The sequence below is a fragment of the Roseateles sp. GW821-FHT09G03 genome (assembly GCF_059416045.1).
In genome coordinates this window covers 331996-351961 of the sequence record NZ_JBWKOK010000004.1, presented here as the reverse complement: position 1 = coordinate 351961, position 19966 = coordinate 331996, and the positions used below count along the sequence as shown (strand labels likewise).

Annotated in this window: 22 protein-coding genes; 15 read left to right on the top strand and 7 right to left on the bottom strand. The window is 69.4% G+C overall.

The features are described 5' to 3' along the window. Positions 1–59 precede the first annotated feature (59 nt). The 5 genes from kdsB to AC07OZ_RS17065 are packed head-to-tail and all read right to left on the bottom strand — an operon-like array spanning position 60 to position 3197. A complete protein-coding gene (kdsB, locus tag AC07OZ_RS17085; protein WP_495468285.1) occupies positions 60–818 on the bottom strand; it encodes a 3-deoxy-manno-octulosonate cytidylyltransferase in 759 nt (252 codons plus the stop codon). Continuing rightward, the gene (locus AC07OZ_RS17080; protein ID WP_495468284.1) at positions 815–1018 is read right to left on the bottom strand and encodes a Trm112 family protein; all 204 of its coding nucleotides are present in this window, start codon (positions 1016–1018) and stop codon (positions 815–817) included. Before AC07OZ_RS17080 ends, kdsB begins: the two co-directional genes overlap by 4 nt. Further along, positions 999–2054 carry a tetraacyldisaccharide 4'-kinase gene (gene lpxK, locus AC07OZ_RS17075; RefSeq protein WP_495468283.1) on the bottom strand — a complete coding sequence of 352 codons (1056 nt, stop codon included), beginning with the start codon at positions 2052–2054 and terminating at the stop codon, positions 999–1001. The genes AC07OZ_RS17080 and lpxK overlap by 20 nt, the downstream gene beginning before the upstream one ends. A gap of 25 nt (positions 2055–2079) precedes the next feature. Further along, positions 2080–2493 carry an ExbD/TolR family protein gene (locus tag AC07OZ_RS17070; RefSeq protein WP_088405204.1) on the bottom strand — a complete coding sequence of 138 codons (414 nt, stop codon included), beginning with the start codon at positions 2491–2493 and terminating at the stop codon, positions 2080–2082. Beyond that, the gene (locus AC07OZ_RS17065; RefSeq protein WP_495468282.1) at positions 2490–3197 is read right to left on the bottom strand and encodes a MotA/TolQ/ExbB proton channel family protein; all 708 of its coding nucleotides are present in this window, start codon (positions 3195–3197) and stop codon (positions 2490–2492) included. The genes AC07OZ_RS17070 and AC07OZ_RS17065 overlap by 4 nt, the downstream gene beginning before the upstream one ends. Positions 3198–3525: 328 nt before the next feature. Here AC07OZ_RS17065 and xseA point away from each other — a divergent pair, with 328 nt between their 5' ends. Both xseA and AC07OZ_RS17055 read left to right on the top strand, forming a co-directional pair. Next, complete coding sequence (gene xseA / locus AC07OZ_RS17060) at positions 3526–4890, top strand: exodeoxyribonuclease VII large subunit (protein ID WP_495468281.1); 1365 nt, start codon at positions 3526–3528, stop codon at positions 4888–4890. Positions 4891–5007: 117 nt separating this feature from the next. Next, positions 5008–5592: a superoxide dismutase gene (locus tag AC07OZ_RS17055; RefSeq protein WP_495468280.1), complete on the top strand. Its 585-nt coding sequence runs from the start codon at positions 5008–5010 to the stop codon at positions 5590–5592. Between the two features lie 141 nt (positions 5593–5733). On the opposite strand, the gene AC07OZ_RS17050 is transcribed toward AC07OZ_RS17055, so the two are convergent. Further along, positions 5734–6246 (bottom strand): DUF192 domain-containing protein, encoded by a 513-nt coding sequence (locus tag AC07OZ_RS17050; protein WP_495468279.1) that lies wholly within the window; start codon positions 6244–6246, stop codon positions 5734–5736. 35 nt (positions 6247–6281) lie between these two features. On the opposite strand from AC07OZ_RS17050, the gene AC07OZ_RS17045 reads away from it, so the two are divergent. From AC07OZ_RS17045 to AC07OZ_RS17010, 8 genes are all read left to right on the top strand, one after another. After that, positions 6282–8654 (top strand): heavy metal translocating P-type ATPase, encoded by a 2373-nt coding sequence (locus tag AC07OZ_RS17045; protein WP_495468278.1) that lies wholly within the window; start codon positions 6282–6284, stop codon positions 8652–8654. A 13-nt stretch (positions 8655–8667) separates the two neighbouring features. Continuing rightward, complete coding sequence (ccoS, locus tag AC07OZ_RS17040) at positions 8668–8814, top strand: cbb3-type cytochrome oxidase assembly protein CcoS (protein WP_331613852.1); 147 nt, start codon at positions 8668–8670, stop codon at positions 8812–8814. Positions 8815–8890: 76 nt separating this feature from the next. Beyond that, positions 8891–10375 (top strand): cytochrome-c oxidase, cbb3-type subunit I, encoded by a 1485-nt coding sequence (ccoN, locus tag AC07OZ_RS17035; RefSeq protein ID WP_495468277.1) that lies wholly within the window; start codon positions 8891–8893, stop codon positions 10373–10375. Between the two features lie 22 nt (positions 10376–10397). Continuing rightward, the gene (gene ccoO / locus AC07OZ_RS17030) at positions 10398–11024 is read left to right on the top strand and encodes a cytochrome-c oxidase, cbb3-type subunit II (RefSeq protein WP_495468276.1); all 627 of its coding nucleotides are present in this window, start codon (positions 10398–10400) and stop codon (positions 11022–11024) included. Positions 11025–11036: 12 nt separating this feature from the next. Further along, a complete protein-coding gene (locus AC07OZ_RS17025) occupies positions 11037–11213 on the top strand; it encodes a cbb3-type cytochrome oxidase subunit 3 (protein ID WP_495468275.1) in 177 nt (58 codons plus the stop codon). Continuing rightward, positions 11206–12108 (top strand): cytochrome-c oxidase, cbb3-type subunit III, encoded by a 903-nt coding sequence (gene ccoP, locus AC07OZ_RS17020; RefSeq protein WP_495468274.1) that lies wholly within the window; start codon positions 11206–11208, stop codon positions 12106–12108. The genes AC07OZ_RS17025 and ccoP overlap by 8 nt, the downstream gene beginning before the upstream one ends. A 3-nt stretch (positions 12109–12111) precedes the next feature. Further along, complete coding sequence (ccoG, locus tag AC07OZ_RS17015) at positions 12112–13548, top strand: cytochrome c oxidase accessory protein CcoG (RefSeq protein ID WP_495468273.1); 1437 nt, start codon at positions 12112–12114, stop codon at positions 13546–13548. 49 nt (positions 13549–13597) lie between these two features. After that, on the top strand, positions 13598–13870 hold the full coding sequence (locus AC07OZ_RS17010; protein WP_495468272.1) for a hypothetical protein: 273 nt from the start codon (positions 13598–13600) through the stop codon (positions 13868–13870). A gap of 14 nt (positions 13871–13884) precedes the next feature. Here the strand turns inward: AC07OZ_RS17010 and AC07OZ_RS17005 are convergent, their stop codons facing one another. After that, complete coding sequence (locus tag AC07OZ_RS17005; RefSeq protein WP_495468271.1) at positions 13885–14556, bottom strand: cyclic nucleotide-binding domain-containing protein; 672 nt, start codon at positions 14554–14556, stop codon at positions 13885–13887. Between the two features lie 344 nt (positions 14557–14900). On the opposite strand from AC07OZ_RS17005, the gene hemN reads away from it, so the two are divergent. The 5 genes from hemN to AC07OZ_RS16980 all read left to right on the top strand — a co-directional run bounded on the left by hemN (position 14901) and on the right by AC07OZ_RS16980 (position 19872). Beyond that, positions 14901–16328, top strand: a complete 1428-nt coding sequence (hemN, locus tag AC07OZ_RS17000; protein WP_495468270.1) for an oxygen-independent coproporphyrinogen III oxidase — start codon at positions 14901–14903, stop codon at positions 16326–16328. A gap of 19 nt (positions 16329–16347) precedes the next feature. Further along, positions 16348–17070, top strand: a complete 723-nt coding sequence (locus AC07OZ_RS16995) for an urease accessory protein UreH domain-containing protein (RefSeq protein ID WP_495468269.1) — start codon at positions 16348–16350, stop codon at positions 17068–17070. Between the two features lie 109 nt (positions 17071–17179). Then, the gene (gene icd, locus AC07OZ_RS16990) at positions 17180–18433 is read left to right on the top strand and encodes an NADP-dependent isocitrate dehydrogenase (RefSeq protein ID WP_495468268.1); all 1254 of its coding nucleotides are present in this window, start codon (positions 17180–17182) and stop codon (positions 18431–18433) included. A gap of 138 nt (positions 18434–18571) precedes the next feature. Next, positions 18572–18970 carry a hypothetical protein gene (locus AC07OZ_RS16985; RefSeq protein ID WP_495468267.1) on the top strand — a complete coding sequence of 133 codons (399 nt, stop codon included), beginning with the start codon at positions 18572–18574 and terminating at the stop codon, positions 18968–18970. Positions 18971–19002: 32 nt separating this feature from the next. Next, on the top strand, positions 19003–19872 hold the full coding sequence (locus AC07OZ_RS16980) for an OmpA family protein (RefSeq protein WP_495468266.1): 870 nt from the start codon (positions 19003–19005) through the stop codon (positions 19870–19872). Positions 19873–19966: the final 94 nt, after the last annotated feature.

The window sequence follows — 19966 nt, the reverse complement described above, 5'->3', positions numbered from 1 at the left end:
GTCCGCTGACGCGGCAGGCGAATGAACTGCGGTGTAACCCTGTCGGGCCGGGCCGCGATTCAGCTTGTCATCAGCTTTCTGACGCGTTCGAGGTCCTCGGGCGTGTCCACGCCGGGGCCCGGCCGTTCGGCGCTGACATGCACCGCGATGCGTTCGCCGTGCCACAGCACGCGCAGTTGCTCGAGCGCCTCGATCTGCTCCAGCGGCGACACCGCCAGGGTCGGGAAGCGGCGCAGGAACCCGGCGCGGTAGGCATACAGCCCGACATGGCGCAGTACCGCCTCGGGCTTCACGCGAGCGCCGCCGCCGGGCGCGTCGCGCCACCACGGGATCGGCGCGCGGGAGAAGTAGAGCGCCAGCCCCTGGGCGTCGGTGACCAGCTTGACGACGTTCGGGTTGGCGAACTCCGCGTCGTCGTCGATCGCGTGCGCGACGGTCGCCATCGCGCACTGCGGCTTCGCGGCCAGCAGGTCGGCGCAGGCGCGGATCATCTCCGGCGCGATCAAGGGCTCGTCGCCCTGGACATTCACGACCAGCGCGTCATCCGGCAGGCCGAGCAGCTCCACGGCCTCCGCCAGGCGATCGCTGCCGCTGGCGTGGTCGGCGCGCGTCATCAGCGCGCGGATGCCGTGGGCCTCGCAGGCAGTCCGGACTTCGATGGCATCCGTCGCGACCACGACCTGCGCCGCGCCCGCCAGCGCGGCGCGTCTGGCCACCTGCACGATCATCGGCGCGCCGGCGATGTCGGCCAGGGGTTTGTTGGGCAGGCGCGTGGACGCCAGCCGGGCCGGGATGACGATGTGGAAGCCGGAACTCACGCGGTGTCGCCTTCGGCGTCCGTGGAGCGGGCCTCGTTGGCCAGCATGACCGGAATGCCGTCGCGGATCGGGAAGGCCAGGCGGTCGGCCGGGCACAGCAGTTCATGGGCCGGCAGACCGGTCTCCGGGGCATTGCGGCGGTCGTCCAGCGGGCCCTTGCAGACGGGGCACACCAGCATCTCAATCAGTCGATGGTCCATGGGGGAGCAGCCGCCGCAGCTCGCGCTGCAACGCCTCTTCAAAAGCGGGTTCGGGGCGGAAGTCTAGCGCCACCACCCAGATGCGGCAGCCTTGCAGCGCCTCCGGGCGCAACTTGACGGCGTCCTTCTCGGTGATGACGACCTCGTCGGTGCGGGCCCAGGGCAGCGGGTCCAGCGAGGCGTGGTCGGGCAGCGCCAGCGCGCGGAAGTTCAGGCCCTGCTCGCCGAGCATGTCGAAGAAGCGCTGCGGTCGCGCCAGACCGGCCGCGGCCAGCAGCGGCTTGCCGCGCAGCGCGTGCAGCCGCTCCAGGCGGCCCGGTTCCCCGCGCCACCAGTCGGCGAGCGCGACGGCCCCCGCCAGGTGCCGCGTCCCGACGTAGCCGGGCAGGGCGGTGCTGGGCCGGCCGGTGCTGTACAGCACCAGCGTGTCCGGGGAAGACCCGGGCGGCGGCGGCAGCGCGCGGGCCTGACGCAGCGGACCCGCGGGCAGCAGGCGACCATTGCCGAGGCCGCGTTCGTCGAACACGAGCACGCTGAGCTGCCTGGGCAGCCGCCAGTGCTGCAGGCCGTCGTCGGACACCAGCACCTGGACCCAGGGGCAGGCGTCGAGGAGCGCGCGCGCCGCCGCGATGCGGTCGCGGCCGACCGCGACCGGCACGCCGGCGCGCAGCTTGATCAGGAGGGGTTCGTCGCCGACGTCCTCGGCCCGGTCGCCGTCGGCGATCACACGGACCTGCGCGTCATCCGCGCGGCCGTAGCCACGCGAGATGACACCGGCGCGGATGTCCATGCGCCGGAGCGTGTCCAGCACCGCCAGCGTCGTGGGCGTCTTGCCGGCGCCGCCGACGACCCAGTTGCCGACGACGATCACCGGGACGGGCAGCGCCTCGCTCTTCTTGAGTCCGAAGCGGTAGAGCGCGACGCGCAGCCGCAGCACCGCGCCGTGCAGCGCGGCCAGCGGCCGCAGCAGGTGGGCGAGGCGGTCGTCGTCGCGCCAGGCGCGTTGCAGCCGGTCCTCCAGGGCCGGCCGGGTCATGTCCGGTCCCGGTCCACGACCACCCTCATTGCGGCTTGTTGGCCGCGAAGGTCAGTCGCGTGAGGTTCGCGCGGCGGGCCGCGTCCATCGCGTTGACCACCGCCTGGTGCGGCGTGGCCGCGTCGGCGGAGATGATCACGACCGGCTCCTGCTTGCCCTGTGCCGACTGCTGCAGCGCGGCGGTCAGCAGATCGACGCTGCGGCCCTCGACGGCGTTGCGGTCGATCGAGTAGCGGCCGTCCGCCGAGATCGCCACGATGATCTCCGCCGGCCGCTCCTTGAGCTGCTGGGCGTCGGCGGTCGGCAACGTGAGCTGGAGCTCGGTGAACTTCGAGTACGTCGTCGACAGCATCAGGAAGATCAGCACGACGAGCAGCACGTCGATGAACGGGATCAGGTTGATCTCCGGTTCCTCGCCCTGGCGACGGCGGAACTTCATGCCTTGGCCTTCCCCGCAACGGGCGCGGCGACCGGCGGCGGCACCGTCACCGGACCGGCGTGAGCGGCATGTCCGACAGGCGGCATCGCGCGGTTCACCAGGTGCGTCAGCAGGCGCTCGCTGGCCTGTTCCATATCGACGACATAGGACTCGATGCGGCCGCGGAAGTAGCGGTAGAACATCAGCGACGGGATCGCGACGACCAGGCCGAAGGCGGTGTTGTAGAGCGCGATCGAGATGCCGTGCGCCAGCAGTGCCGGGTTGTTGCCGCCGGGACCGGGGCTCTGGCTGCCGAAGATCTCGATCATGCCGACCACGGTACCCAGCAGGCCCAGCAGCGGGGCCGCCGCGGCGATCGTGCCCAGCGTGTTGAGGTAGCGCTCCATCTGGTGGATCGCGTGGCGGCCGGCCAGCTCGAAGGACTGGCGCAGGCGGGTCTCGCCGGCACGTGGATCGGCCTGCGAGGTGCGCAGGCCGGCGGCCAGGACCTGACCCAGCAGCGAGTTCTCGGCCAGCTTGCCGACGACTTCGCCGCTCGGGATCTGGAGCTGGGTCACGCCCAGCACTTCCTCGATCAGGCTGGGCGGCGCGACGCGCGCGGCGCGCAGGCTGACGACGCGCTCGATGATCAGCGCCAGGGCCACGACGGAACACAGCAGCAAGGGCCAGATCGGCCAGCCGGCGGCTTGTATGATCGAAAACAAGGCTATCCCTCCGTACGGGCATCTCTGGCCCGGCGGCGCATTATGGCGCCCCGCGACGACGGCGCCGACCACTCCGGACCCTCATCACAAGCCCTTACAAACATCCACCGTTCCTGTGGATAACTTTGTGGGCAACTGGTCTCGGAACCGCGCCAGGGCCCGTCGCCAAACGGCAAGGATTAGCCTGCTCCAAAAAAAGGCAGGAAAAAGCTTTTGAAAAACAAGCGCTTATCGATCTGTGACGCGGGCATGACGGCCAATATGGCCCGCGGAGCCAGCATTGACGCGGCTGTGGAGTTCCGGACCCGCGCCAGCATTGGGTTTGCGCATGATTGACGCCCCGAAACCCGCATCACCACGGATGGTCTGGGGGGTGGCGGCCCTGTTGACGGCCCTTTCCGACGCATTGCAGGCCAGATTCCCCGTCATCGCGGTGCAGGGCGAGCTGTCGGGCTTCACGCGCGCGGCCAGCGGCCATTGCTATTTCAGCCTGAAGGACGCGGAGGGTCAGCCGGCGATGCTGCGCTGCGCGATGTTCCGTCGGGCGGCGTCTCTGGTGGACTTCGCCCCGCGGGACGGGATGACCGTCGAGCTGCGCGGACGGCTGGACCTGTACGGCCCGCGCGGCGAACTGCAGTTCATCGTCGAGGCGATGCGTCGCTCCGGCGAGGGCGCGCTTTACGAGCAGTTCCTGCGGCTGAAAGGGAAGCTGGAGTCACTCGGCTACTTCGACGCCGACCGCAAGCGCCAGCCACCGCCATACGCGCGCCGGATCGGCGTGATCACGTCCACTGGCGCCGCCGCGCTGCAGGACGTGCTGACCGCCTTGCGCCGAAGAGCGCCCCACGCCCGCGTCTTCCTCTATCCGACCTTGGTCCAGGGGGGCGAGGCGCCAGCGGCGATCGTCCGCGCGCTGGCGACCGCCAACGAACGTGCCGATGCCGAGGTCCTGCTGCTCGTGCGGGGCGGCGGCTCGCTGGAGGACCTGTGGGCCTTCAACGACGAGCGCGTCGTCCAGGCGGTGGCCGAGTCGCCGCTGCCGGTGATCTGCGGCGTCGGGCATGAGACCGACATCACCCTGGCCGACCTCGCCGCCGACCTGCGCGCCCCGACGCCGACGGCGGCGGCGGAACTGGCCACCGTGTCCCGCCAGCAATGCCTGGAAACGCTGGAGGCGCTGGAACGCCAGCTGCTGCGCCGGGTCGAGCAGCGGATGGACGCGGCCGCGCAGCGGCTCGACCGGCTGGCGCTGCGGCTCGCCCGGCCGGGCGACGCGCTGGCGAGACAGCGGCGCCGGCTGGACCTGCTGTCGCAGCGGCTGGGCCAGGTGGCGCCAAGAACCGTCTCCCTGGAGTCGCAACGGTTGCGGCACCTGGAGCAACGGCTGGACCAGATCGCGCCGCGCGCCGCGGCGATGCAGACGCAGCGGCTGAGACACCTCGCGGAGCGGCTCGACCGCGCGCTGCCGCAGCAGGCGCAGCGTGGCGCCCACCGGCTGGACGCGCTGGAGGCGCGTCTGCAGGCGCTCGATCCCCGCCAGGTACTGGCCCGCGGCTACGCCTGGCTGGACGACGGCCAGGGCCGGGCGCTGAGCTCGGTCGACCAGCTCCGCGAGGGTCAGGCCTTGCGCGCCGTGCTGGCCGACGGCGACGCCGATCTGACGGTCGGGCGCGTCGTTCGCCGAGAGGTCTGAAGGCGGCCCGCGCGTCTCTGTGGCGCCGTATGCGCGCTCCCGTCAGGGGCATGATTTCGCTGCCTACAATCGCCCGCGACACCCGTCCCACCACCATCAACCGATTAGGAGTCCCTCATGGAACACGTCCTGCCCGAACTGCCGTACGACAAGAAGGCGCTGGAGCCGCACATCAGCGCCGAGACGCTGGAGTACCACCACGGCAAGCACCACAAGGCCTACGTCGACAACCTGAACAACCTGCAGAAGGGCACCGAGTTCGAGAGCAAGACGCTGGAAGAGATCGTCAAGACCTCCAGCGGCGGCATCTACAACAACGCGGCCCAGATCTGGAACCACACCTTCTTCTGGTCCTGCCTGAAGCCCAACGGCGGCGGCGCGCCGACCGGCAAGCTGGCCGACGCGATCAACGCCAAGTGGGGCAGCGTCGACGCCTTCAAGGAAGCCTTCCAGAAGAGCGCCGTCGGCAACTTCGGTTCCGGCTGGACCTGGCTGGTGAAGAAGGCCGACGGCACGGTCGACATCGTCAACATGGGCGCCGCCGGCACCCCGCTGACGACCGGCGACACGCCGCTGCTGACGATCGACGTGTGGGAACACGCCTACTACATCGACTACCGCAACGCGCGTCCGAAGTTCGTCGAGACCTTCCTGAAGAGCCTGCTGAACTGGGACTTCGCCCAGGCCAACTTCGGCAACTGACCCATTGGCGCCCGCCTCGCGGGCGCCGATGAAGGAACGGCCCGGGATCGCTCCCGGGCCGTTGTCATTCCAGCGTTCGAATCGTTGCAGCGGCTGCAGCCGCTGCAGCCGCGGTGGCCAGCCCGGAGGCCGGCCGCGGGATCACTTGGGCCACGGCCCGCCGCGCAGCTTCGAGCCGGCCTTGAGACCGCGCTTGTCGAACCAGCCCTTGTTCATTTCGAGCACGTAGCGCACCGGCTTGGTCGAGCAGTGCGAGACGTCCGAGAGCGGCTGCATCTCGACGATGTTGACGATGGTGCCGTCGTCGGCGACGAAGGCGGCCGACAGCGGGATCAGCGTGTTGCGCATCCAGAAGCACTGCTGCGAGGGCTGCTCGAAGACGAACACCATGCCGGCGTTCTGCGCCATCTCCTTGCGGGCCATCAGGCCGATGGCGCGCTGCTCCTCGGTGCGGGCGACCTCGGCGTGGATGAGGTGCATGCCGGCGCCCAGCTCGACGACCGGCAGGCCGGTCTGGGGGATCTGCTGGGCCGCGGCCGGGCCTGCGGCCGTCAGGGCCGCCATCGCCACCACGGCCGACAACACCGTCGACAGGGCCGCGGACCGGACGGTCGAAAGAACGGCGGACGATGCCGCTTGTTTGATATTGAGCATGTTGTCACCTCAAGGTTTGGCGGATTATCGCGGCCATGTTGCCCGCCCCAGCCGCTGCGGTACTGGCCGGCGCCGCAGGTGCCGACGCCGGACGCGCCAATCGCCCCGGTCCCGACACCGCGCTGACGCACGGCCGGTTCCGCTTGTCGGGCCTGCACTGCGCGACCTGCGCCGGGCTGGTCGAGTCCCTGCTGCACGCGCAACGCGGCGTGACGGCGGCTGAGGTCCAGCCCTCGACCCAGACGCTGGTGCTGGAATGGCGGCCCGGGCTCGTGACGCTCGAGCAGCTGCGACAGGCGCTCGCGCCGGCGGGCTACGACTTCGTGCCCGACTTCGCCGGGCCGGCCCGCGAACTGCGCCGGCGCGAGCATCGCCAGGCGCTCTGGCGGCTGTTCGTCGCCGGCTTCCTGATGATGCAGGTGATGATGCTGGCGTGGCCGTCCTACGTCGCCGCGCCCGGCGAGCTGGCGCCCGATCAAGCCGCGCTGCTGCGCTGGGGCCAGTGGGTGCTGACGCTGCCGGTGATGCTGCTGGCCGCGGGGCCCTTCTTCCGCGCGGCGCTGGGTCAACTGCGTGGACGGCGTCTCGGCATGGATGTGCCGGTGGCGCTCGGCCTGGCCGTCGCCTTCGTGGCCGGCAGCGGCGCGACGCTGGACCCGGGCGGTCCATTCGGGCACGAGGTCTTCTTCGACTCGATCACGATGTTCGTGACCTTCCTGCTCGGCGCGCGGTATCTGGAACTGCGCGCGCGGTATCGCGCGGCGGCGGCGATCGAACAGGCCGCCGAGGCCTTGCCCGATGAGGTCGAGCGGCTCGGGCCGGACGGCACGGTGGACCGCCTGGCGATCGAGGTGCTGGTGGTCGGCGATCGGGTGCGCGTCGCGGCGGGCCAGCGTGTTCCGGCCGATGCGATCGTCGAGGCCGGCGCCGGCGCCGGCGCCGGCGCGGTCGACGAATCGCTGCTGACCGGCGAGTCGCGTCCGGTCACGAAGGCGCCGGGCGATGCCGTGCTCGCGGGCAGCCTGAATCTTGCCGGCGTGCTCACGCTGCGCGTGCGCCATGTCGGCGAGCAGACCCGCCTCGCCGGCATCCGCCAATTGATGGCGCAAGCCTTCCAGGACCGGCCGACGACTTTGCGCACGGCGGATCGCGTGGCGCGCTGGTTCCTCGCTGTGGTTCTCGTGCTGGCCGGCGCGGCCGCGCTCGTCTGGCAGCATATCGATCCGTCGCGGGCGGTGGCGGTGGCCGTGTCGGTGCTCATCGTGACCTGCCCCTGTGCGCTGTCACTGGCCGCGCCGGCGGCCTGGGTCGCGGCCGCAGGCGGGCTTGCGCGACGCGGAATGCTCCTGTCGCGGCTCGACGCCATCGAGTCGCTGGCCGAGGTCGACCGCATCGTGATGGACAAGACCGGGACCTTGACCGCGCCTGCGCCGCGCCTGCGCCGTGTGGGGCTTGACGCACCGTCGGCATCGCGACGCGCGCCGGATGCCGGCGACGCTCCCGATGCCGATGCCGATGCCGATGCCGATGCCGATGCCGATGTTGACGTTGACGACGACGCCATGACGGCAGCCGCTGTGCTGGCCGCAGGCTCGCTGCATCCGTTGTCGCGGGCGCTGGCCGCGGCGCTTTCTGCACCGACCGCCGGCGGCGACGGGTGGACGATCGAGGAGTTCAGCGGCCGAGGCGTCGAAGGCCTCGATGCGCGCGGACGCCGATGGCGGCTCGGGTCGCCTCAATGGACGGTCGAAGCGGAGGCGGCGCCGCGGACACCCTCGGCGGTGTCGGCCGCCTTGCCGGACGCCCAGATGGTCCTGACCTGCGACGGCCTCGCGCGCGCCGCGTGGCACGTCGACGAAGGCCTGCGCGATGGCGCGGCGGCAGCGATCGCCGGATGGCGCGCGATGGGCTTGACCGTCGAACTCCTGTCGGGCGACACGCCCGCGCGGGTCGAAGCCGTCGCGAAGGAATCAGGCATCGATGCATGGCGCGGTGGCGCCAGACCGGAGGACAAGCTCCAGCACGTGACCGCGTTGCAGTCACGTGGCCATCGCGTGCTGATGATCGGCGACGGCATCAACGACGCGCCCGTGCTCGCCCGGGCGCAGGTGTCCGTGGCGATGGGGCAGGGCGCCGACCTCGCGAAAGCACGTGCGGACGCGGTGCTGACCTCGGACCGCCTCGACGCGGTCACCGCTGCGCTGCGACTGGCACGACGCACGCGTCGCGTCGTGCGCCAGAACCTGGCCTGGGCGGCGCTCTACAACGCCGTGTGCGTGCCGATGGCGCTGGTCGGCTGGCTGCCGCCATGGGCCGCGGGCCTGGGCATGGCCACGAGCTCGCTGCTCGTCGTCGCCAATGCCGCGCGGCTCGGACGCGAGGCGGCGGTGCCACCCAACCGCGCCTGAAGGACGACATCCCATGGACATCCTCTATCTGCTGATCCCGCTGTCGGTGGTGCTCGTGCTGCTGGTGCTGGCCGTGTTCGGCTGGGCCGTGCAGGACGGTCAACTCGAGTCGCTGGACCGGGAAGGTCAACGAATCCTCGAGGACGACGCGATAGCTTGACGCGCATCAACACGCGCTTCGACCTGGCGCCGAACAATCCTCGTCATTCGCGCAACAAGCGCCTCGAGGAGCCAGCATGGCAAGCCAATCAAGGTCGGAGGGAGGACGCGCCATCACGGCAAGTGATGCGCCCGGTGATGCACCCAGTTATGAGGACGGCGTGGTCCGCGCGTTCTCGCTGGCGGCAGTGCTGTGGGGCGTGGTGGGGATGCTTGTCGGCGTGATCATCGCCGCGCAGCTGGCCTGGCCGGAGCTGAACTTCGGCATCCCCTGGTTGAGCTACGGCCGCCTGCGGCCACTGCACACGAACGCGGTCATCTTCGCCTTCGGCGGCTGCGTGCTGATGGCCACGGCCTTCCACGTCGTGCAGCGCACCTGCCACGTGCGGCTCTTCGCGCCGGGGCTCGCGTGGTTCACCTTCTGGGGCTGGCAACTGGTGATCGTGCTGGCCGCGATCACGCTGCCGATGGGCCTGACGACCGGCAAGGAATACGCCGAACTCGAATGGCCCATCGACCTCCTCATCGCCGTCGTCTGGGTGTCCTACGCCATCGTCTTCTTCGGCACGATCGGCGTGCGCCGCGTGCGCCACATCTACGTGGCCAACTGGTTCTTCGGCGCCTTCATCATTGCCGTCGCGCTGCTGCACATCGTCAACAGCGCGGAGATCCCGGTCTCGCTCACGAAGAGCTACTCGGCCTACGCCGGCGTGCAGGACGCGATGGTGCAGTGGTGGTACGGCCACAACGCGGTCGGCTTCTTCCTGACGGCCGGTTTCCTCGGGCTGATGTACTACTACATCCCCAAGCAGGCCAACCGGCCGGTCTACAGCTACCGGTTGTCCATCGTCCACTTCTGGGCGCTGATCTTCACCTACATGTGGGCGGGTCCCCATCACCTGCACTACACCGCGCTGCCCGACTGGGCGCAGAGCGTGGGCATGCTGTTCTCGCTGGTGCTGCTGGCGCCGAGCTGGGGCGGGATGATCAACGGCGTGATGACGCTGAGCGGCGCCTGGCACAAGCTGCGCGACGACCCGATCCTCAAGTTCCTGATCGTCGCGCTGTCGTTCTACGGCATGTCGACCTTCGAGGGGCCGATGATGTCGATCAAGACCGTCAACGCGCTCTCGCACTACACCGACTGGACCGTCGGTCACGTGCACAGCGGCGCGCTGGGCTGGGTGGGCTTCATCTCGATGGGCGCGCTGTACCACCTGATCCCGCGCATGTACGGCCGCATCGAGATGTACTCGAAGCGCGCCATCGAGCTGCACTTCTGGATCGCCACGCTGGGCATCGTGCTCTACATCGCCGCGATGTGGATCGCCGGCGTGATGCAGGGTCTGATGTGGCGCGCGGTGAACCCGGACGGCACGCTGACCTGGACCTTCGCCGAAGGCGTCAAGGCCACCTATCCGTTCTACGTGGTGCGCCTGCTCGGCGGTCTGCTGTACCTGGGCGGCATGTGCCTGATGGCCTGGAACGTCGTGATGACGGTCCGCGCCGGCCGGCCGGCCCGCCATCCCATCCCCGGCGCCGCGCTCGCGGCCGCCGCCTGATCGCACGGACAAGGAGCACTCCATGGCCGACACCCATGCCCACCCCCGGGGTCACGAACGCATCGAGACCAGCAACTTCCTGATGATCGTGCTGGTGCTGCTGACGGTGATCGTCGGCGGCATCGTCGAGATCGTCCCCCTGTTCTTCCAGCGCTCGACGACGCAGCCGGTCGAGCACCTGAAGCCCTACACGCCGCTGCAGCTCGCGGGCCGCGACATCTACCTCCGCGAGGGCTGCTACAACTGCCACTCGCAGATGATCCGGCCGCTGCGCGCGGAGACGCTGCGTTATGGCCACTACTCGGTGGCCGGCGAGTTCGTCTACGACCACCCGTTCCAGTGGGGCAGCAAGCGCACCGGTCCGGACCTCGCGCGCGTCGGAGGCAAGTACAGCGACGAGTGGCACCGCCTGCACCTGACCAACCCGCGCGACCTGGTGCCCGAGTCCAACATGCCGGCCTATGCGTGGCTGGCGGGCGCGACGCTGGATCCGAAGGAACTGGCGCCGAAGATGCGCGGGCTGCGGACCGTCGGCGTGCCCTACACGGACGAGCAGATCGCCCAGGCGGGCGACGAGGTCCAGGGCCGTACCGAGATGGACGCGGTCGTCGCCTACCTGCAGGTGCTGGGCACCGCGCTGAAGCCCTGAGCGGAGGTCGTCATGCCCGACATGGACCTGAATGCATTGCGCTCCGCGGTGACCGTGGTGTCGCTCCTGGTGTTCGTCGGCATCGTGATCTGGGCCTATGCCCGGCACAACCGCGAACGTTTCGAAGACCTGGGCGCGCTCGTCCTGACGGACGAAGAGCGCGCGCCCCGAGGAGGTCGTCATGAGTGATTTCGTGTCGAACGGCTGGTCGCTGTTCGTGGCCGCGGCGACGGTGCTCGGCCTGGCGCTGTGCCTGGCGCTGCTGATCATCGCCAGCCGCCGCAAGGTGATGGCCGAGGACAACTCCACGGGCCATGTCTGGGACGAGGACATCCGCGAGCTCAACAACCCGCTGCCGCGCTGGTGGATGGTGCTGTTCGTGCTGACGGTGGTGTTTTCGGGGCTCTATCTGGCGCTGTATCCCGGCCTCGGCGCGTATGCGGGATCGCTGAGCTGGTCGAGCACCGGGCAGTACGAGGCCGAGCAGGCCCAGGCGCGATCGGCCATGCACACGATCTACGCCCGGTTCGACGGGAAGCCGGTGGAATCGCTGGCCGCGGATCCGCAGGCGAGGGCGATCGGCGAGCGGCTCTTCGCCAACAACTGCGCGACCTGCCACGGCTCGGACGCCAAGGGTTCGAAGGGCTTTCCCAACCTGACCGACAACGACTGGCTCTACGGCGGCAATGGCGAGACCATCGTCCAGACCATCACGCAGGGGCGCGAGGGCACGATGCCGCCGATGGCCGCGGCCGTGGGCAACGGCGAGGACGTGCGCAACCTCGCGCACTACGTGCTGAGCCTGTCGGGCAGCCCGCACAACTCCGTGGCGGCGGCGCTGGGCAAGTCGAAGTTCAGCGCCTGCGCGGCCTGCCACGGCATGGACGGCAAGGGCAACCAGGCCCTGGGTGCGCCGAACCTCACCGACAAGGTCTGGCTGCACGGCTGGGGCGAGTCCGCCATCGTCGCGATGGTCAACAACGGCAAGCACAGCCACATGCCCGAGCACGGCTCCCGCCTGAGCCCGGAACAGATCCGCGTGCTCGCGGGCTACGTCTGGGGCCTCTCCCACGAGCAGCCCTGAGCCATGCGCAACCCTGAGGTCCGGGCGGTCTCGCTCTACGCCGCCGAAGCGAAGATCTATCCCCGCGCCGTCCACGGCTGGTTCGCCGTGTGGCGCTGGGCGCTGGTGTGGGCCACGCAGCTGCTGTTCTACGGCCTGCCGTGGCTGCAGTGGAACGGGCGTCAAGCGGTGCTGTTCGACCTGGAGGCGCGCCGCTTCCTGATCTTCGACCTGATCCTGTATCCGCAGGACTTCATCTACCTGACGGCGCTGCTGGTGGTCTCGGCCTTCGGCCTGTTCTTCTTCACGGCCGTGGCGGGACGGCTGTGGTGCGGCTACGCCTGCCCGCAGACGGTCTACACCGAGATCTTCCTCTGGATAGAGCGCCACACCGAAGGTGACCGCGCCGCGCGCATCCGGCTTGACCGCGCCGGCTGGACCGCGGAGAAGCTGCTGCGCAAGGGCGGCAAACACGCGGCGTGGCTCGCGGTCTCGCTGTGGACGGGCTTCACCTTCGTCGGCTACTTCGAGCCCATCCGCGCGCTGGGTGCGAATGCGGCGGCACTCGCGCTCGGCGGGTGGGAGCTCTTCTGGGTCCTGTTCTACGGGCTGGCGACCTACGGCAACGCCGGCTACCTGCGCGAGCAGGTCTGCAAGTACATGTGCCCGTATGCGCGTTTCCAGAGCGCGATGCTCGATCGCGACACGCTGATCATCAGCTACGACAGCGCACGCGGGGATCCGCGGGGCCCCCGCTCGAAGAAGGTCGACGCATCGACCCTGGGTCTTGGTGCCTGTGTGGATTGCCACCAGTGCGTCCACGTCTGTCCCACCGGCATCGACATCCGCCGAGGCCTCCAGTACGAATGCATCGGCTGTGCCGCATGCATCGATGTCTGCAACGACGTGATGGACAAGTTCGGCTACGAGCGTGGCTTGATCCGCTACGCGACGCAGAACGGCATGCGCCACCGCTGGACTGCCGCGCAGCAGTGGCGTCGTGTGCTGAGACCGCGCGTGCTGGTCTATGGCGCGATCCTGCTGCTGGTGTCGGGTGGCCTGGTCTGGAGCCTCGCCGTCCGTCCGCCGTTCAAGGTCGACGTCGTGCGCGACCGTGCGACCCTGGCGCGCGAGGTCGAGGACGGCGTTGTCGAGAACCTCTATCGGCTCCAGCTCATGAACGCCGCGGAATCGACGCAGCGCTTCGTCCTCGATGTGCAGGGCATCGAGGGCCTGCGCGTGGCGTCGCCCTCTGGCGACTTGACGCTCGGGCCCGCCGAGGGCCGATGGGTCACGGTCGCCCTGCGCCTGCCGCCGGAAGCCGCCCGGGCGCTGGGCTCCGGCGCGCATCCGATGCATTTCTCCATCCGACGCGTGGCCTCGTCCGGCGAGCCGCCTGGATCCGCCGCGCCGTCCGAACGCGTGCTGCTCGAGAAATCCACTTTCGTGGTGCCGCGATGAGCGCGGTCGGATCGATCCTTCAAGCTTTCCCTCTTCACAAGGAACGGACATGACGACAACGCGCTGGAGCGAGGCGGATCTGCCGACCAGCGGTCCCTGGTGGCGGCATCCGATGATGTGGCTGGTGATCGGAGGGCCGACCCTCGTGGTGGTGGCCTCGATGGCGACGCTGACGCTGGCGATCACGCATCCTGATCCCGTGGTGCAGTCGACCAGTGCCGTCGATCGCAGTGGCGTCGCCGCCGATGAGATCGCCGATGCCGCCAGGACACCCGCGATGAAGGCCCGCAACCATGCGGCGACCGGCGGACAGGCACGCTGAGCGCGCGGGCGGCGTCACGCCGAGCGCCGGACCAGCTGCAGCAACTGTCTCGGCTTGAGCACGCGCACCTCACGCGCCCGGACTTCGAGCAGACCGTCGTCCTGCATCCGCGAGAAGGTACGGCTCACCGTCTCTAGCGAGAGGCCGAGGTAGCTGCCGATCTCGTCACGGGTCATCCGCAGGACGACGCTCGACGACGAGAAGCCCCGCGCCCGCAAGCGCCGCATCAGGTTGATGAGGAAGGTGGCCACGCGCTGCTCCGCGCTCACCGCGCCGAGCAGCATCATCACGCCCTGGTCGCGGACGATCTCGCGGCTCATCAGGCGATGGAACTGGCGGCGGAGGCGGTCGACCTCGCGGGTCATGTCGTCGATCCGGCCATAGGGCACGACGCAGATGTGCGAGTCCTCCAGGGCCACCGCCTGGCTGGCGTAGGCGCCGCTGAAGATGCCGTCCAGGCCGAGCATCTCGCCGGCCATGTGGAAGCCGGTGATCTGGTCGCGGCCGTCCTCGGCCGACGCCGAGGTCTTGAAGAATCCTGTGCGAACGATGTAGAGGGCCTCGAACGGGTCGCCGCGCTTGAACAGCACCGTGCCTCGCGCGACCTGCCGTCGGTCCGAGATCATCCGCTCCAGCTGATGGACGTCGGCGGCCGGCAGGCCCGTCGGCAGACAGACCTGCCGCACCGAGCAGGTCGCGCAGGTGATGCGGGTCGAGTCGGGCGGCGCGGAATGAGCGGACAGGGCGGACAGAGCGGACAGAGCGGACAGAGCGGATAGGGCGGGCAGAGCGGATAGTTCGGGCAGAGCGGGCAGAGCGGGCAGAGCGGGCAGAGCGGTCGCCTCGGCCGCAGCCACCGGTGCAGGCGGTGGCGGGGGCAGTGGGGGAGCAGGGGAGGGGGTGGTCAGGGTGGCGCTCGGCATGGGTTCGTCGGGCATGCGAGGAAGCGGCGAATTCTTTGTCCGGCCATCGACGCCGGCAATGACATCAATCAATGACGCTTTGCCAACAAAGGGTGAGGATCGCGTCCATGTGCCAAGACCTGACCCCTTCGGGCTGCAGCATCCCCGACGCCGACCTGCTGCGCCGTTTCGACATCGCGGGACCGCGCTACACCTCGTACCCGACCGCGGACCGCTTCCATGCGGGCGTCGATGCCGAGCGTCATGGCGAGATGCTGGCGCTGCGCGCCTTCGGCCCCGCGGCGCGTCAGCCGTTGTCGGTCTACGTGCACATCCCGTTCTGCGCCTCGGTCTGCTACTACTGCGCCTGCAACAAGGTGGTCACGCGCCACCATGAGCGCGCCGCGGCCTACGTCGACGCGCTGGAGCGCGAGATGGGGCTGGTGCATCGCCGGCTCGGCGACCGGGCGCTGGTGTCGCAGCTGCACTTCGGCGGCGGCACGCCGACCTTCCTCGCCGACCGCGAGCTGTCGATGCTGATGGCGCTGCTGCATCGCCACTTCCGCCTGGCCGCGGATGCCGAGATCTCGATCGAGGTGGACCCGCGCACCATCGACGTCGCGCGTCTGCGGCACCTGCGCACGCTGGGTTTCAATCGCCTGAGCTTCGGCGTGCAGGACTTCGATCCCGACGTGCAGCGCGCGGTGCACCGCGAGCAGAGCCTGGAGAGCGTCGCCGCGTTGATCGGCGCCTCGCGCGACCTGGGATTCCGCTCGATCAATGTCGACCTCATCTACGGCCTGCCGCTGCAGACACCGACCTCGTTCGCGCGGACAGTCGAGCAGGTCGCCGCGCTGCGGCCGGACCGCATCGCGCTCTACGGCTATGCGCACCTGCCGCACCGCTTCAAGCCGCAGCGCCGCATCGAACCTGCCGCGCTGCCGCCGCCGGGAGACAAGCTCCAGATGCTGTCCGGCGCCATCGCCGGTTTCATCGCGCGCGGCTACAGCTACATCGGCATGGATCACTTCGCGCTCGCGGACGATCCGCTGGCCGTCGCCAAGCGGGAAGGGCGGCTGCATCGCAACTTCCAGGGCTACAGCACGCAGCCGGACTGCGATCTGGTGGCGCTGGGCGTCTCGGCGATCTCGAAGGTGGGCGCCTCGTTCGCGCAGAACGTGAAGACGCTGCCCGAGTACTACGCCGCGCTGAACGAAGGTCGGCTGCCGGTCGAGCGGGGTCTGGTGCTCGACCAGGACGACCTCGTGCGGCGCGACGCGATCATGGCGCTGATGTGCCAGGGACGGCTCGACTTCGAGCCGATCGAGCGCTCGCACGGGATCGTCGCGACCGAGTATTTCGCGAGGGAGCTCGATCGCCTGCGCCAGATGGCGGCGGACGGACTCGTCACGATCGAGCCGCGCGCCGTGCAGGTCACCTCGATGGGGTGGTTCTTCGTGCGGGCGGTGGCGATGGTGTTCGACCGCTATCTGAAGCCGGACGGCGTCCCGGCCGCGTCGGCCGAAACGCCGGTGCGCTTCTCGCGCATCCTCTGAACGCGGCGGAAGGACAGGGATGCTGTCGCTTGCGCTCGCCGGGACTGCGTTCGTGATGGGCGCCGCCGGCGGCCTGCACTGCGCGGCGATGTGCGTCGCGCCCTGCGCGGCGGTGACCGGAGGTCGGCGCGGCGGCGTCGTGGCCTTTCAACTGGGGAGACTGGTCGGTTATGCGGCGGGTGGTGCCGTCGTCGCGGCCAGCGTCGGCGGCCTGCTGCGATGGGAAGGGACGTCCGGGGCGCTGAGGCCCTTGTGGCTGATGGTGCACCTGGCGGCGCTGGCGCTCGGCGCCTTCCTGCTCTGGCGGGCGGAGCCGCCGCGCTGGGTACTGAGACTGTGGACGACCCGGGCGCCGGCGGCGGCCGGCATCCCGGTCCTCGCGCTGGGCGGAGGCGGCATCGCGCTGTCTCCGGCGCGCACGGCCGGCGCGGGCCTGGCCGGGTTGGCGTGGCTCGCCTGGCCCTGCGGGCTGCTGCAGTCCGCGCTGACGGTCGCCGCGCTCGCGGAAGGCCCGTGGCAGGGGGCCGGCGTGATGGCGGCGTTTGCGTTCGGGTCCTCGCCGGGTCTGATCGCGGGGCCCTGGCTGCTGGCCCGCCTGGGCGGATGGGGCGGATCGGGCGCACCGGCGGGCGGCGGCGCTGTGCGAATCGCAACCCGTCTGTCCGGCGCCATGCTGGCGGCGGGGTCGCTCTGGGCGCTCGGTCACGGCCTGTGGGCGCAGATCCGCGCGTACTGCGGCTGAAGCTCCTAGGGACATGGCGCCGGCATCAGCCGATTGAAAGTTTCGCTGTCATAGAATCAGCGCTTCCGGTTTACCCCAAACCACCCACGCGACTCGCGGAGACGACTCCATGTACCAGCACATCAAGGTGCCCGAGGGCGGCCAGAAGATCACGGTCAACACCGACTTCTCGCTCAACGTTCCGAACAACCCGATCATTCCTTACATCGAGGGTGACGGCACCGGCTTTGACATCACCCCGGTGATGATCAAGGTGGTGGACGCGGCCGTGGCGAAGGCTTACGGCGGCGCCAAGAAGATCCATTGGATGGAGATCTACGCCGGCGAGAAGTCGACGAAGGTCTACGGCCCCGACGTGTGGCTGCCCGAAGAGACGCTGCAGGTCCTGAAGGACTACGTGGTCTCGATCAAGGGCCCGCTGACGACGCCGGTCGGCGGCGGCATCCGCTCGCTGAACGTCGCGCTGCGCCAGGAGCTGGACCTGTACGTCTGCCTGCGCCCGGTGCGCTGGTTCGAAGGCGTCCCGTCGCCGGTCAAGGAACCGCACAAGACGGACATGGTCATCTTCCGTGAGAACTCGGAAGACATCTACGCCGGCATCGAATTCGAAGCCGAGAGCGAGAAGGCCAAGAAGCTGATCAAGATCCTGCAAGAGGAATTCGGCGTCAAGAAGATCCGCTTCCCGGAGACCTCGGGCATCGGCGTCAAGCCGGTCTCGCGCGAAGGCACGGAGCGTCTGGTCCGCAAGGCGATCCAGTACGCGATCGACAACGACAAGCCGAGCGTCACGATCGTCCACAAGGGCAACATCATGAAGTTCACCGAAGGTGGCTTCCGTGACTGGGCCTATGCCCTGGCCCAGAAGGAATTCGGCGCCGAGCTGATCGACGGCGGCCCGTGGTGCAAGTTCAAGAACCCGAAGACCGGCAAGGACATCGTGGTCAAGGACAGCATCGCTGACGCCTTCCTGCAGCAGATCCTGCTGCGTCCGGCCGAGTACTCGGTCGTGGCGACGCTGAACCTGAACGGCGACTACATCTCCGACGCGCTGGCGGCGCAGGTCGGCGGCATCGGCATCGCCCCGGGCGCGAACCTGAGCGACTCCGTCGCGATGTTCGAAGCCACCCACGGCACGGCGCCGAAGTACGCGGGCAAGGACTACGTGAACCCCGGTTCCGAGATCCTGTCGGCTGAAATGATGCTGCGTCACATGGGCTGGACCGAAGCGGCCGACCTGATCATCTCGTCGATCGAGAAGTCGATCCTGTCGAAGAAGGTCACGTACGACTTCGCCCGCCTGCTGGACGGCGCGACCCAAGTGTCGTGCTCGGGCTTCGGTCAGGTGATGATCGAGAACATGTGATCGCCGCCAGCCCGGGCTTGGCCCGGGCGGCGATCAAGAACCCCAGTGCGCGAGAGCGCCCTGGGGTTTTTTCATTCCTGGGCGGTGCGGGACCCGCGCTTGCCAGTCCATGGACATCCAGACATCAAAGGACTGTTCATGCGACACCAACCCTTCTCCAGGAGCGTCCTCATCGTCGCCGGCGTTTTTGCCGCCGTCGCGCTGACCGGCTGCTCGACCAACAAGGTCGAGACCGCCTCCCAGCTCGGCGAAAGCCGCGGCGCCCTCGAAGCCGCGCAGACCAGCATCGGCGCCGGCGATTCACCCGATCTCGTCGTGGCCCGCGCGCGTCTGGCGGAAGCCCAGGACGCCCAGAAGAAGGGCGACCACGCGCTCGCGCGCCGCAAGGCCGACGAGGCCGAGGCCTCCGCCGCGCTGGCGAGATCCAAGTCCGCGCGCGACCGTTCGGAGAAGGCCGCCGCCGAACTGGATCGCAGCCTCTCCACGCTGCGTGAGGAACTCAATCGAGGCCCGGCATCGGCCGCGCCTGCCCGTTGACCCGTCAGCGACTTCCACTCCAAGGAGACACCATGAATCGATACTGGAATATCGCCGGCGGACTCACGGCCCTGGCGCTGGCCGCCTGCTCGTCCGTCCCTGTCCCGCACGCGGGCCTGGAGGCGGCCAAGCGCGATTACTCGCAGGCCAGCAGTGACCCCAACACCAGCCGCTATGCCTCGACGGAACTCGCGAAGGCCAGGGAGTCCCTGGACCGCGCCGACTTCGCTTGGCGGGAACGCAAGGACCCGTCCGAGGTGGACAGCGCCGCCACGGTCGCTTCCCAGCGCGCGCAGACCGCGCTGAACCTCGGGGCCGCACGCGCCGCCGACGCGAAGGTCGAATCGGCCGGGCTCGAACGCGAGCGCATGCGCGCCGAGGTCCGCACCCGCCAGGCCCAGGTCGCGCAAGGCCAGGCTCAGGTGGCGCAGGGCCAGGCGGCCACCGCTGAAGCGGCGGCGATCGCGGCCTCCGATCGCGCCAACCGACTTCAGCGTGAGCTCGCCGAGATCCAGGCCAAGCCGACGCCGCAGGGCCTTGTCGTCATGCTGCAGGACGTCCTGTTCGACACTGGCAGGGCGACGTTGAAGGAGGGCGCCTACAGCCGCCTGGACACCCTGTCCTCGGCGCTGCGCAACCACCCGGAACGCCGCATCCTGATCGAGGGCTTCACCGACAGCACCGGAGGAGCGGAAGCCAACCTCGCCCTGTCCCGCGCTCGCGCGGAGTCGGTGCGGGATGCGCTGGTGAAGCGCGGCGTCACGGCCGAGCGGATCGATGTCCGCGGCAATGGGGAAGCGCGACCGGTGGCCTCCAATGCCAACGCCGCCGGACGTCAGCAGAACCGGCGTGTGGAGATCGTGTTCTCCGACGAACGCGGCATGTTTGCTGGCGTGCGTTGACGGCGAGGGACTCGGTCCCGGGCATCGGCCGGCTTGCCGTGCGACCCCTCGATCGATTCCTTGACCGATTCGTGACTGCTGTTTCCTCTTGACC

Bases quoted from the DNA above. Each gene is read 5' to 3' on its own strand.
- ccoS (WP_331613852.1), top strand. From the start codon at position 8,668: ATGGACATCCTCTATCTGCTGATCCCGCTGTCGGTGGTGCTCGTGCTG.
- AC07OZ_RS17025 (WP_495468275.1), top strand. From the start codon at position 11,037: ATGCCCGACATGGACCTGAATGCATTGCGCTCCGCGGTGACCGTGGTG.
- ccoP (WP_495468274.1), top strand. From the start codon at position 11,206: ATGAGTGATTTCGTGTCGAACGGCTGGTCGCTGTTCGTGGCCGCGGCG.
- AC07OZ_RS16995 (WP_495468269.1), top strand. From the start codon at position 16,348: ATGCTGTCGCTTGCGCTCGCCGGGACTGCGTTCGTGATGGGCGCCGCC.
- xseA (WP_495468281.1), top strand. From the start codon at position 3,526: ATGATTGACGCCCCGAAACCCGCATCACCACGGATGGTCTGGGGGGTG.
- AC07OZ_RS17055 (WP_495468280.1), top strand. From the start codon at position 5,008: ATGGAACACGTCCTGCCCGAACTGCCGTACGACAAGAAGGCGCTGGAG.
- icd (WP_495468268.1), top strand. From the start codon at position 17,180: ATGTACCAGCACATCAAGGTGCCCGAGGGCGGCCAGAAGATCACGGTC.
- AC07OZ_RS17045 (WP_495468278.1), top strand. From the start codon at position 6,282: ATGTTGCCCGCCCCAGCCGCTGCGGTACTGGCCGGCGCCGCAGGTGCC.
- lpxK (WP_495468283.1), bottom strand. From the start codon at position 2,054: ATGACCCGGCCGGCCCTGGAGGACCGGCTGCAACGCGCCTGGCGCGAC.
- AC07OZ_RS17070 (WP_088405204.1), bottom strand. From the start codon at position 2,493: ATGAAGTTCCGCCGTCGCCAGGGCGAGGAACCGGAGATCAACCTGATC.
- AC07OZ_RS17050 (WP_495468279.1), bottom strand. From the start codon at position 6,246: ATGCTCAATATCAAACAAGCGGCATCGTCCGCCGTTCTTTCGACCGTC.
- AC07OZ_RS17010 (WP_495468272.1), top strand. From the start codon at position 13,598: ATGACGACAACGCGCTGGAGCGAGGCGGATCTGCCGACCAGCGGTCCC.
- AC07OZ_RS17080 (WP_495468284.1), bottom strand. From the start codon at position 1,018: ATGGACCATCGACTGATTGAGATGCTGGTGTGCCCCGTCTGCAAGGGC.
- AC07OZ_RS16980 (WP_495468266.1), top strand. From the start codon at position 19,003: ATGAATCGATACTGGAATATCGCCGGCGGACTCACGGCCCTGGCGCTG.
- AC07OZ_RS16985 (WP_495468267.1), top strand. From the start codon at position 18,572: ATGCGACACCAACCCTTCTCCAGGAGCGTCCTCATCGTCGCCGGCGTT.
- ccoN (WP_495468277.1), top strand. From the start codon at position 8,891: ATGGCAAGCCAATCAAGGTCGGAGGGAGGACGCGCCATCACGGCAAGT.
- hemN (WP_495468270.1), top strand. From the start codon at position 14,901: ATGTGCCAAGACCTGACCCCTTCGGGCTGCAGCATCCCCGACGCCGAC.
- ccoG (WP_495468273.1), top strand. From the start codon at position 12,112: ATGCGCAACCCTGAGGTCCGGGCGGTCTCGCTCTACGCCGCCGAAGCG.
- ccoO (WP_495468276.1), top strand. From the start codon at position 10,398: ATGGCCGACACCCATGCCCACCCCCGGGGTCACGAACGCATCGAGACC.